Here is an 11,254-nt window from a genome sequence, read left to right on the forward strand (position 1 = left end):
CCTTGTTGACGCTTTGTTTTATGTGTCCTTCCGGGTCTTGCTTCTTGTCTTGCCGGATGTGGTCTCCGGCTTGTCGGTGGCGAGCGCCTTTGCGGTCGCTTCGTCGATGATGAGGCCGTGCAGAACGCCGCTGCGCAGCACGCCGCGCAGCGCGGTCACCTTGGCCGGCCCGCCGGCGATGGCGACGATCCGGTGCTTCCTGAGGTCGGGCATGCTCATGGAGGTAGCGCGGGCCGACAGATCGGTGTCCAGCACCGTTCCGTCGGCGCTGAAGAAATGCCCGAGCAGGTCCGCGCAGGCGCCGACACGCTTCAGCTCGACGACCTCGTCGGGCTTGATCATGCCGCTCGACACCAGGAAGCCGTCACGGCTGACCTGGCCTATGCCGACGAACAGCAGCGAGGCCTTGCGCGCCAGCGCGAAAACGTCGGCGATGCCGAATTGCTGCATCAGCACGGCGCGGTCGGCGACCGAATTGGCGAACACCGGCACCGGCAGCAGATAGGCTTCCGCGCCGGTGCGCTCGGCGAGCTTGTGAATCACATCGAACGGATTGGCGGCAAATTTCCGCGTCAGTCCGCCGAGCAGCGACACGAATTGCGCGTCGCGCGCCGGCGTCTGCGGCATCTGCTCCACGACCGCCGCGAGCGTGCGGCCATGGCCGAAGCCGATCACCCTGTCCTGGCCGCGCTCCAGGATCTGGCGCAGGAAGCTCGCGCCTTCCAGCGCCAGCGCCTTCAGCGGCAGATCGCCCTCGCCGAGATCAGGCGCGACGCGGCAGAACGAGAGGCCGAAGCGCTGCGCGAGATCGTTCTCGAGCGCGACGCATTCGGCGACCGGCCCCTCGACGAACACGCGGATCATGCCCTCGCGGCTGGCGCGTGCGATCAGGCGATGCGCCTTGGTGCTCTGGATGTTGAGGCGGTCGGCGACCTCGGACTGGGTGAGCCCCGCCGCGAAATACAGCCACGCTGCGCGCGTCGCGAGCGACGCCTCGCCGTCGATCACCGGCAGCCTGTCGGGCGGGGGTGCCATATCAGGAAAAGTCCGCTTGCAAATTTCTTCACGTACTGCAAAAAATTGCAGAGGCCGAACGGGGCGTCAATCCCCCAAACGTGCTGCAGCGCAACCAACGTCGTCGCGCGCGCACCAGAGAGCGATGAGGTCGCATGGGAGGTCTGTATCTCGGCATCGACGTCGGAACCGGCGGCGTGCGCGCTTGTGCAATCGATGCGCAGGCCGCCATCCGCGGCTTTGCGTCCGTCGCGCTGGCTGCACCGCGCGTCGACGGCAACGCCATCGACCAGACACCAGAGCTGTGGTGGCAGGCCGCGACGGCGGCCATCCGCAAGCTCGGCGAGACCGTCGCTCTCGGCGACGTCACGCGCATCGTCGTCGACGGCACGTCGGGCACGCTGTTGCTGGTCGACGCCGCCGGCCGCCCCTGCTCGCCGGGGCTGATGTACAATGATGCCCGCGCCACGCGTGAGGCGACGCGCGTCGCGGCGGTCGCCCCGCGCGAGAGCGGCGCGCATGGCGCGAGCAGCGCGCTCGCCAAGCTGCTCTATCTGCAGAATGACGGCTATGTCGGCGATGCGCGCCACGCCGTTCACCAGGCGGACTGGATCGCCGGCCGGCTCGCGAACCATCACGGCATCAGCGACGAGAACAACGCGCTGAAGCTCGGCTACGACCCGGTCGCGCGCGCCTGGCCATCCTGGCTCGAACAGCTCGGCGTGCGCGACGATCTGCTCCCCGAAGTGCTGGTGCCGGGCACGCCATTTTCCGAGATGGATCCGCAGATCGCACGGTCGCTGGGACTGCCGCTCACGGCGCAGGTCTCCGCCGGCACCACCGATGGCGTTGCGGCCTTCATCGCGACGCGCGCCGACCAGCCGGGCGATGCCGTCACCTCGCTCGGCACCACGCTGGTGGTGAAGCAGCTTGCGACCCAGCCGATCTTCGCGGCCGACCAAGGCGTCTATTCGCACCGGCTCGGCGAGCGCTGGCTTGCCGGCGGCGCCTCGAACTCCGGCGGCGCCGCTTTGCTGGTGCATTTCACCGCCGCCGAGATGGAGCGGCTGACACCGCAGCTGACGCCGGACCAGCCGACCGGGCTCGACTACTATCCGCTGCCAAAACCCGGCGAACGCTTTCCGATCGCCGATCCAGCGTTGGCCGCGCGGGTCACGCCGCGTCCTGCGGAAGATTGCCGCTTCTTCCAGGGTCTGCTCGAGGGCATCGCCTCGGTGGAAGCCCTCGCCTACCGCCAGCTAGCGCGGCTCGGTGCGCCGCGCCTGCGCCGCGTCATCGCCATCGGCGGTGGCGCGAAGAACGACGCCTGGACCAGCATCCGGCACCGCGTTCTCGGCGTTCCCGTCTCGGTCGCCGAGCAGACCGAAGCAAGCTACGGCGCCGCGCTGCTCGCGTTGAACGGAGGCCCGTCATGAAGGCCGACGCGACCGCGATCGCCGGCCTTAACGCCATCGCCGACCGCTTCGATCATGTGCTGCTCGACCAGTGGGGCACGCTGCATGAGGGGCTGGCGGTGTTCCCCGCGGCGCTGGAGTGCGTGGCGCGGCTGCGCGAAGCCGGCAAACGGATCCTGATCCTGTCCAATTCCGGCAAGCGCGCCGGCAGCAACCAGCGGCGGCTCGCGACGCTCGGCCTGCCGCCCGATGCCTATGACGGCGTGTTGTCCTCGGGCGAGGTCACCTGGCGCGGCCTGCATGCGCGCGAGCAGGCTCCCTTTGCCGAGCTCGGACGGGCCTGCTTCCTGATCTCGCGCGACGGTGACCGCTCGATCGTCGACGGCACCGACCTTGTGGTGGTCTCGAACATGCGCGAGGCCGATTTCATCCTGCTCGGCGGTCTCGACGATGATGCGGCCGAGCCCGAGCGATGGCGTGAGCCGCTGGCAACCGCTGCCGCACGCCAACTGCCGATGCTGTGCGCCAATCCCGATCTCGTGATGTTCGGGGTCGCGGGCCTGATCCCGGCGCCGGGCGCGCTCGCCGCATTCTACCATTCGCTCGGCGGCACCGTGCTGTTCGTCGGCAAGCCGTATCCACCGATGTTTGCCGCCGCGCGCGATCAATTGGGACGGCCGCCGCCGGACCGGATCCTCGTCATCGGCGACTCCCTCGATCACGATATCGCCGGTGGACGCACCGCCGGCATGCTGACCCTGCTGATCGGCTCCGGCGCCCACCGCGCGACGCTTGCGCAGGCGAGCGATCTGCCGCGGGCGATCCAGACCGTGGCCGGCACAGCGGCGCGGATGCCGCACTGGACGATGGACCATCTGACCTGGTGAGAACAGCCCCGATGCGACCGCCTCAAATGCTGGATGAACTGCGCCGCATGTCGGCACGCGTCGGCAGGAACATCCTGCTGGTGCAAGGCGCCGGCGGCAATTCGTCGGTCAAGGATGGCGACGTGCTGTGGGTGAAGGCGTCGGGGACCTGGCTCGCCGATGCCGAGGACAAGGAGATTTTCGTGCCGGTCGCCTTGTCGGCCGCGCGCGCGGCGCTGCTGCATGGCGACGAACGCGTGCCGCTGGCGCCGAACGCCGGGACGACGCTGCGCGCCTCGATCGAGACCTCGCTGCATGCGCTGATGCCGCACCGGATCGTGCTGCACGTCCATTCCGTCAACACCATCGCATGGGCGGTGCGCACCGACGCCCGCGACGAATTTGCCCGGCGACTGGACGGACTGGCCTGGCGTTACCTCGACTATCATCACCCGGGGCTGCCGCTCGCACGCGCCGTCAGCGACGCGATCGCCGATGATACGGTGGACGTCCTGATCCTCGGCAATCACGGCCTGGTGGTCGGTGCAGCCAGCTGCGACGCGGCGGAGGCTTTGGTCGCCGATGTCGAGCTACGTCTCGCCCTCGAGCAGCGCAGCGCGCCCTCGGCAGATCATGACGCGCTCCGCACGATCTGCGCCGGCAGCAACTATCGCCTGCCGCGGGATCCTCGCGGCCACGACATTGCCACCGACCGTTACAGCCGCGCGATCGCGACCAGCGGCTCGTTGTATCCTGATCACGTCGTCTTCCTCGGCCCGGGCCTGCCGGTCCTGGAACATCGCGAGAAGCTGAGCGCCATGATCGCGCAGACCACCGCGAACGGACTGCCGCCGCCGGTGGCGCTCCTCGTTCCCGACCTCGGCAGCCTTATCCGCGAGGATGCGAGCGACGGCGCGGAAGCCATGCTGAGCTGTCTCGCATTGGTCACCTGCCGCCTGCCCCTGACCGCACGGGTCAACTATCTGACCGCAGAGAACGAGCATGCGCTGCTGAATTGGGACGCCGAGCGCTATCGCCAGCAACTGACGGCCGATCGCTGATCGACAGAGACGTTCGTCGCTTCATCCCTTCTCGGCGGAGAGAAACAGGCGATAGGCCGGATTTTCGCTCTCGTTCCAGTAGGGATAGCCGAGCGCATCCAGCGCCTGAACGAACCGGGTGCGCTCGTGAGGCTTGACCTCGATCCCCGCCAGGATGCGTCCATAGTCGGCGCCGTGATTGCGATAGTGGAACAGCGAAATATTCCAGTCGGGCGCCAGGCTCTCGAGGAATTTCAGCAACGCGCCGGGACGCTCCGGAAACTCGAAGCGGTAGATGACCTCGTCCTTGAGCAGCGGAGCGCGACCGCCCACCATGTAGCGCACATGGTCCTTGGCCATCTCGTTCTCGCTCAAATCGAGGATCGGATAGCCTTCGCGCCGAAGCAGCTCCATGACCTCCCGCTTCTCGGCCTCGCCGCGGCTCAGCGCGATGCCGACGAACAGTTGCGCCGGCGCGGTGGTCTCGGCAAAGCGGTAGTTGAATTCCGTGATCGCGCGCGAGCCGAGGATGCGGATGAAGTGCCGATAGCTGCCCGGCTTCTCCGGCACGGTCACGGCAAGCAGCGCCTCGCGATGTTCGCCGACCTCGGCGCGGTCGGCAATGGTGCGCAGCCGGTCGAAATTCAGATTGGCGCCGCTGTTGACCGCAATCAGGCTTCCGTCACTGAGCGCGCCGCGCTCGGCGTAGGCCTTGAGGCCGGCCAGCGCCAATGCGCCGGAGGGTTCGGCAACCGATCGCACGTCGTCGAAGATGTCCTTGATGGCGGCGCACATGGCATCGGTGTCCACCGTGACAACCTCGTCGAGCAGGTCGCGGCAGAGCCGGAAGGTCTCGGTTCCCACCTTGCGGACGGGCGACGCCGTCGGCGAACAGTCCGACCTGATCCAGCGCGACGACGTTGCCCTTGGCGAGCGCGGCCGCCATCGACGCGGCGTCCGCCGGCTCGACGCCGACGACCTTGATCGACGGGTTGAGGAATTTCACGAAGGCGGCCACGCCGGCCGCCAGTCCGCCTCCGCCGATCGGCACGAAGATCGCCTCGATCGGATCGGGATGCTGGCGCAGGATCTCCATCCCGACCGTTCCCTGGCCGGCGATTACATCGGGATCGTCGAACGGATGCACAAAGGTCAAGCCACGCGCAGCCTCGATCTCCCTGGCCTTGGTTTGCGCGTCGTCGAACGTATCGCCATGCAGGACAACATCACCGCCCAAACGCCGGACGGCCTCGACCTTGATAGCGGGCGTCGTCCTCGGCATCACGATCGTCGCCGGAATGCCGAGCTTGCGCGCCGACAGCGCCACGCCCTGGGCATGATTGCCGGCCGACGCGCAGATCACGCCCTGTCTTCGCTGCGCGTCCGGCAACCTGACGATCTTGTTGTAGGCGCCGCGAAGCTTGAACGAGAAGATCGGCTGGAAGTCTTCCCGCTTCAGCAACACGTTACGCGACAATCGCTCCGAAAGCCGCGGCATGGGATCGAGCGGCGTCTCGACCGCCACGTCGTAGACACGGGCGGTCAGGATGCTTTGGGCGTAGTCACGGAGTGCGTCGGCGGCAGCGGTCATCGGGTCGCTTCTGTCGATGGGGAGGCAATCGATATCGGTTGCACCTTACCATCGTCGGCGCCGACCCGGCGAGCGGACGGCACGGAGCCGCCGCTGCATCCAGTTCGAAGCATCGCATGAGGGGAGGCTGGCGTGAAGCAAAGACCGCCGCTGCCAAAATATCGAAAACAACCCCATGCACAGTAGCCGGCGGCGGCCAGACTCGACCGAGCCACTGTCCGTAGCGGGTGAAGATGTCGTGTTTTTGTAGCTCGTGATCTGTCGCCTTCGTTTCTGATTTGCAGGGGAGCCGGAAGGCGGGGACGGCTTTCCCTGATTGATCATGCCACGGCTGTTGTGGCGGTTTTAGCCCTGTGGGTGAGTTTCTTTGTTCGACTTGAAGCCCGTTTCTCCGTCCCGACCCGCGCTTTCTCGACGGCGGCGCGCGCAGGAGCGGTCAAGGACGCGCGCTTGCGCGCCCGCCAGGGCTTGTCCTTGACGGCTCCGAGCACGCCGCCAGGCTGAGGCGCGTCGGGGCTGATCTGCTGTCCGTTGGCGCTAAACATCGCCAATCGATGCGGTCCAAGGAACACGCTGACGGTGCCATCGGGATACTCATGGAGCCGCACCACAGCCTTGACGAAGTGAGGTCTTAGCCGGCTCTCCGGCAACTGCAGCCGCCGACCGTTCCATGCAACGGTATTGTCGTTGGCGACGGTTCGCTCCTCGATCACGCACAGCGCCTCGCGCCAGGCCTCATGCCGATCGGCCACGAATGCCGTGCCTTCCTGTTCGGGCTTGATCGCAAACGCGGCGTTGTGCCCGGGGATGTAATGCGCCTTCAGCCACGCGTTGGCAGCCTCAACCGTCGTGATCCCGGCAAGCCGCAGCTCCTTCGGCAGCCGGTCCTGCAAGGTGCCGAACACCCGCTCGGAGCGCCCGCGCGCCTGCGGCGAATAGGCTGCGATATGCTCGATCCCAAGATGCGACAAAGCCCGTCCCACCTGGGTTTGTTGCGTCTTCGAGATCTTCTCGCCAGCTTTTGGGGTCAGGAAATAATGGCTGCCGCGGTCGGTGTAGAGCGCGCAGAACAGGCCATGCTCGCCAATCACTTCGCGCAAGGCCTGGAAGGTCGAGGCCGTTCCTTCTTCCTCGACCAGCACCATCGAGTAGATCTCGCTGGTCGCATCGTCCATCGTGACGATCAGGTCCCTCGCGGGCAGGCCTTCGATCCAAACGTGGCGCGATCCGTCCTGGTGCAGCAGCATGCCCCGAAGCGGCCGCCGCGGCCGCTTCTTGCGGTGCGCCGAACGCTTCGGAGCCTTCCGCACCAGCCCCGCCGCGTGCAGCGCCAGCTTCGTCACCGTATAGCCCAGCACATAGTCGTGCCGCTTTTGCATCTGCTCGTGGAAGTGCTTCACCGTGAAGTCCGCGTACTTGTCCCGGTACAGCGCAAGCATCCGTTCCAGCGCCTCCTCCGGCGCCCGCCGTGGCGAACGACGCCCCAGCCGGCGGTCGACAAGCCCGTCGTCGCCCTCCGCCTCATAGCGCTCCGCCCAGCGTTGAAACGTCCGAACACTGATCCCAAGAACCTCCGAAGCTGCCTCCTGCGTCAGTTCCTTCGCCTCCGTCCGATCCAGCAAATCTGAAAACCGCATCCGTCGTACACCCTCGTGAATGGATGCCGTGCCCATCGTGCCCCCCTTGTTCCGGAGCACCGAAAACACGACACTTCACGAGCTACAAACAGGCGACAGATCACGAGCTACTGACAGACTCGACCGAGCCACTTGACACGTCGGGCAACTCAGGGGTACATTTCTAGTATTCCGAATATTGCCAAACGCCTCCAGCGCTGCGGCTGAATCCGTGGCTTAGCCAAAATACCGCCCTGCACTGACCGCTTCAGGCCATGGGACGGGCCGAATTCCACCCCCTGCCATGGTCACCGGGCGCTTCCCAGCCCGATTCGGAGACGATCAGCGTGTCCTCGAGCTTGATGTAGCCGCGCGTTGGATGCAGCAGCGCGGTCTCGATCGAGATCACCATCCCGCGTTCGAGCGGCCGATCAGCGTCATACGGCGAATAAGGCACCGGACCTGTCGCAGTCAGGCGCGGCGCTTCGTGGCTGACGAGCCCGATGCCGTGTGCGGTGAAGTCGAGCACGGCGCGATGCGGCGAGGCTTTGACGGCCGCCTCGCCCGCCGCGATGATGTCGCCACCCCTGGCGCCCGGCCGGATCGCGCGCCGGGCCAACTGCTGGACGTCCTCGATTTCCTGCAGCAACTCGCGCAGCTCGCTGTCGGGTTCACCCAGGATGCCCATGCGGCTGAGATCGCCGATATAGCCCCGGTAGTTTCCGCCGGAATCGATCGAGATCACGTCGCCTTGCACGAGACGCTGGCTGGAAGGCGCGCGGTTATGGCTCTTGCCCGCGGCAATCAGGCAATATTCGAAGACCAGATCGCGCTCCTGCTCCTCGCGGCGCAGATGGGCGACGACGTCGTGCTTGGTCATGCCCGGTGCGCAGCCACTGAACGTGGCCATCATCGCGTCGACGACCCGTTCGGAAGCCTCTCTGATGAGGTCCAGTTCGGCGGGAGACTTTACGGCACGCAGACGTTCCAGCGTGAAATGGACCTCGCGGAACTCGACGTCGCCAAGGCCGGCATGCAGATGATCCCTGGCATCGGCCGGCAGGAAGCCTGCCTCGATGCCGATGCGCCTGGCGGAGCCAGCGAGCTTCCTCACATGATCGATGACGAGGCCGATCGCATCGATCGTTCCCCACGCCTCCGCCTTGACAATCGGCGTCCATATCCGTCCGAGCGCGTGCTCGAACTTTTCCATGCGGTTGCCGATGTAGGCGGAATTTTCCGGGTGTCCTTTCTGATAGACGAACACCGGCAGATAGCGGCTGGTGCCGATTGCCTCCATGACGTCGAAGAAGAAGAAGCGATATCCACCGAGCAGATACTGCACATTGTGACGCGAGGTGACGATCAGGACGTCGAGCCCCGCTTCATCCATCAGCCGATCGAGCTTTGCAGTATCGAACGGCGCCGCCGTTGCGATCGTGTCGAAAGCGTTGTCCATGGTATGACCTTTCGTCTTTCACTGTCCCGCGGCCGGTTTTGCGGCCAGCGATTTCGGTGCGGCGCTCGCGCTCGCGTTTTCGCCAAACAGAACCACCGGGCGCCCGTGCGGCTCGACGCCGAGGAACGTAAAGGCAAGGCCGATCAGGAGGCCCGCGCCGGCAAGAAAGCAGAACGCCGGCGTCACCGCCGCGGCGGTCGCACTTGGATGCACGAGATTATCCGCGCCGGCGATCAATGCGAGACACAGGGGACCTACGATCTTGCCGATCCCATTCGAGAGCTGGGCAAGGCCGACTGCGCGTCCCGAGAGCTGAACCGGGAAGATTTCCGCCGGATAGGGTCCGATGTTCGAAAATCCGCCATCGAAGAACACGGCGCCGACGATCAGGAAGACCAGGAACAACGGTACCGAGCCGGCAAAGTCGTTGTGAAAATAGGCGGCGAGCGCCAGCGACGCCGCGGTGCCGTAGCCCATCAACTGACCACAGGGCTTGCGGCCGATCCGATGGGCGAGGAAGGCGAAGCCGGTCCGGCCGAGCACGCCGGCGAGGCTGACATAGATGAACATCTTTGCCGCATCCTGGGGCGCGACGCCGAGCAGAAGCGCCACGATCGTCGGCCCCCACAGGAACACGCCGTAATTCGCCGTGCTGGCGCCGAACCAGATCAGGACCGTCAGCCAGAAGCGCCGCTGCTCGGCAAAGAGATCGGCAAATGTCGCCGGGCTCGCCGGCGGCAGCGTGGGCAGAACAAACTCATCGCCGCCGACCCGATAGAGTTTTCGGATGCTCGCCTGCGCCTCGCGGACGCGGCCCTTGCTGATGAGCCAGCGCGGCGATTCCGGCATCATGATCATGGTCAGAATCCCGAGGATGATCGGCAGGAATCCGACCGCCGCCAATCCGCGCCAGCCGACCAGTGGCAGCAGGAAGCTCGCCGTCACCGACGCCGACAACACGCCAAAAGCGACCGGGACGACCACGAGACTCGTGACCAGCGTGCGATGGCGGGTCGGCGCGAATTCGACGATAGCAGGAACCGCCGCCGCCGCGCCGGCGGCAAGGCCGAAGCCGACGAAGAAGCGCAGGATCGCAAACGCAACCCAGCCGTCTTCCGGAATGAACGCGATCGCACCCGAGGTCAGGCCGCAGAGCAGAACGCCTGATATCGCCAGCGGCTTGCGCCCGAAACGATCCGCGAGGACGCCCGCGACGAACGCCCCCAGCATCGCCCCGATGCCGGCGCTCATCAGCATGATCGAGGTCTGCCCAAACGTCAGGTGCCATTTCGGCGCCAGCACCGAGACCAGGAAGCCGACCACAAAGAAATCGAAGAAATCGACCACGCCGGTGACGGCGAAGATGATGATCGATAGCCAATAGCGCGTCGTTACCGGCGCTTCGTCGAACGGCACTGCGCTCGTTTGCTCCGCCATGGTCTCCCCCTGTTGTTGTCAAGCCGCCTTCTCGTTTGAATTCAGAAATGCCGTCACCGCCTCCGCCACCCGCTCGGGGGCCTGGATCGACGCGACATGGCCGACGCCTGCGATGGTCCTCGTCTCGACGCGCGCAAGATCGCGGGCGAGCGCAAATGTTTCGACATTCGGGATCAGCCGGTCATCACCGCCCGCCAGCAAGAGCGTCGGGCGATCGAAGCCGGTCAGATCGGCGGCGACAGGCTGCGCAAGCAAGGCGGCGCGGCGCGCCTTCTGTCCCTCGTCGCGGCTCGAGCCACGGAAGATCTCGATCAGCTCGGGCCTCGCCCGCAGATAAGCCGGCGGGAAGAAGAACTCGGCAATCTTCGATGCGTTGGCGATGGTGTCCGCACGGTAAGAAGCGAGCTTGCGGAACACATCCGCATTGACGTCGAGTGGACTTCTGTTGACCTTCCAGGTGCTGCTCAGGATCAGGCGGTCGATGCGATCGGGATGACGGGCCGCCAGCACCTGCGCGATCTGCCCACCCAGCGAGGTTCCGAAGACATGGGCACGATCGTAACCGAGCCCTCCGACCAAGGCCGCGGCGTCGTCGGCCAAATCGGCCAGCGAATAGGACGACGGAGGGTTTCGGGTGGCACCGGAGTCGCGCTGGTCATAGGCGATCACCGTGAAGTTCGCCGCAAGGACAGGCGCAAGGCCGTCGAACATTGCATGATCGGCCTCGCCGCCATGCAGCAGCACGATCGGCTCGCCGCGCCCGGTTTTCTCAAACGCCGTGACGACGCCGTTGGACTCGAACGATTGCATCGGGGT

At 65.9% G+C, this 11,254-nt stretch carries 9 protein-coding genes and 1 pseudogene; 3 read left to right on the forward strand and 7 right to left on the reverse strand.

Annotation, left to right across the window (positions count from 1 at the left end):
* Positions 1-18: 18 nt before the first annotated feature.
* Positions 19-1,035: a sugar-binding transcriptional regulator gene (locus ACVMIH_RS18080; RefSeq protein WP_456862760.1), complete on the reverse strand. Its 1,017-nt coding sequence runs from the start codon at positions 1,033-1,035 to the stop codon at positions 19-21.
* 134 nt (positions 1,036-1,169) lie between these two features.
* Here ACVMIH_RS18080 and ACVMIH_RS18085 point away from each other — a divergent pair, with 134 nt between their 5' ends.
* The 3 genes from ACVMIH_RS18085 to ACVMIH_RS18095 are packed head-to-tail and all read left to right on the forward strand — an operon-like array spanning position 1,170 to position 4,356.
* The gene (locus ACVMIH_RS18085; RefSeq protein WP_456782235.1) at positions 1,170-2,450 is read left to right on the forward strand and encodes an FGGY-family carbohydrate kinase; all 1,281 of its coding nucleotides are present in this window, start codon (positions 1,170-1,172) and stop codon (positions 2,448-2,450) included.
* Positions 2,447-3,316, forward strand: coding sequence for a TIGR01459 family HAD-type hydrolase (locus ACVMIH_RS18090; protein WP_456862763.1), 870 nt, complete (start codon positions 2,447-2,449; stop codon positions 3,314-3,316). Before ACVMIH_RS18085 ends, ACVMIH_RS18090 begins: the two co-directional genes overlap by 4 nt.
* Positions 3,317-3,327: 11 nt before the next feature.
* Complete coding sequence (locus ACVMIH_RS18095; protein ID WP_456862766.1) at positions 3,328-4,356, forward strand: class II aldolase/adducin family protein; 1,029 nt, start codon at positions 3,328-3,330, stop codon at positions 4,354-4,356.
* A 21-nt stretch (positions 4,357-4,377) separates the two neighbouring features.
* Here the strand turns inward: ACVMIH_RS18095 and ACVMIH_RS18100 are convergent, their stop codons facing one another.
* The 6 genes and pseudogenes from ACVMIH_RS18100 to ACVMIH_RS18125 form a co-directional block, all read right to left on the reverse strand.
* Positions 4,378-4,749, reverse strand: a complete 372-nt coding sequence (locus ACVMIH_RS18100) for a hypothetical protein (protein WP_456866510.1) — start codon at positions 4,747-4,749, stop codon at positions 4,378-4,380.
* Positions 4,738-5,926: pseudogene (gene ilvA / locus ACVMIH_RS18105) on the reverse strand (threonine ammonia-lyase, biosynthetic); the annotation flags it as partial. The pseudogene ilvA and the gene ACVMIH_RS18100, both read right to left, overlap by 12 nt.
* Positions 5,927-6,246: 320 nt before the next feature.
* Positions 6,247-7,563, reverse strand: coding sequence for an ISNCY family transposase (locus ACVMIH_RS18110; protein ID WP_456862768.1), 1,317 nt, complete (start codon positions 7,561-7,563; stop codon positions 6,247-6,249).
* Between the two features lie 247 nt (positions 7,564-7,810).
* Complete coding sequence (locus tag ACVMIH_RS18115; RefSeq protein ID WP_456862771.1) at positions 7,811-9,001, reverse strand: M24 family metallopeptidase; 1,191 nt, start codon at positions 8,999-9,001, stop codon at positions 7,811-7,813.
* 18 nt (positions 9,002-9,019) lie between these two features.
* Positions 9,020-10,438, reverse strand: a complete 1,419-nt coding sequence (locus ACVMIH_RS18120) for an MFS transporter (RefSeq protein ID WP_456862774.1) — start codon at positions 10,436-10,438, stop codon at positions 9,020-9,022.
* A gap of 18 nt (positions 10,439-10,456) precedes the next feature.
* Positions 10,457-11,248, reverse strand: coding sequence for an alpha/beta fold hydrolase (locus tag ACVMIH_RS18125; protein ID WP_456862776.1), 792 nt, complete (start codon positions 11,246-11,248; stop codon positions 10,457-10,459).
* Positions 11,249-11,254 lie beyond the last annotated feature (6 nt).

The organism is Bradyrhizobium sp. USDA 4503 (assembly GCF_054055815.1).

Bases quoted from the DNA above. Each gene is read 5' to 3' on its own strand.
- ACVMIH_RS18120 (WP_456862774.1), bottom strand. From the start codon at position 10,438: ATGGCGGAGCAAACGAGCGCAGTGCCGTTCGACGAAGCGCCGGTAACG.
- ACVMIH_RS18095 (WP_456862766.1), top strand. From the start codon at position 3,328: ATGCGACCGCCTCAAATGCTGGATGAACTGCGCCGCATGTCGGCACGC.
- ACVMIH_RS18090 (WP_456862763.1), top strand. From the start codon at position 2,447: ATGAAGGCCGACGCGACCGCGATCGCCGGCCTTAACGCCATCGCCGAC.
- ACVMIH_RS18100 (WP_456866510.1), bottom strand. From the start codon at position 4,749: ATGGAGCTGCTTCGGCGCGAAGGCTATCCGATCCTCGATTTGAGCGAG.
- ACVMIH_RS18125 (WP_456862776.1), bottom strand. From the start codon at position 11,248: ATGCAATCGTTCGAGTCCAACGGCGTCGTCACGGCGTTTGAGAAAACC.
- ACVMIH_RS18115 (WP_456862771.1), bottom strand. From the start codon at position 9,001: ATGGACAACGCTTTCGACACGATCGCAACGGCGGCGCCGTTCGATACT.
- ACVMIH_RS18080 (WP_456862760.1), bottom strand. From the start codon at position 1,035: ATGGCACCCCCGCCCGACAGGCTGCCGGTGATCGACGGCGAGGCGTCG.
- ACVMIH_RS18085 (WP_456782235.1), top strand. From the start codon at position 1,170: ATGGGAGGTCTGTATCTCGGCATCGACGTCGGAACCGGCGGCGTGCGC.
- ACVMIH_RS18110 (WP_456862768.1), bottom strand. From the start codon at position 7,563: ATGCGGTTTTCAGATTTGCTGGATCGGACGGAGGCGAAGGAACTGACG.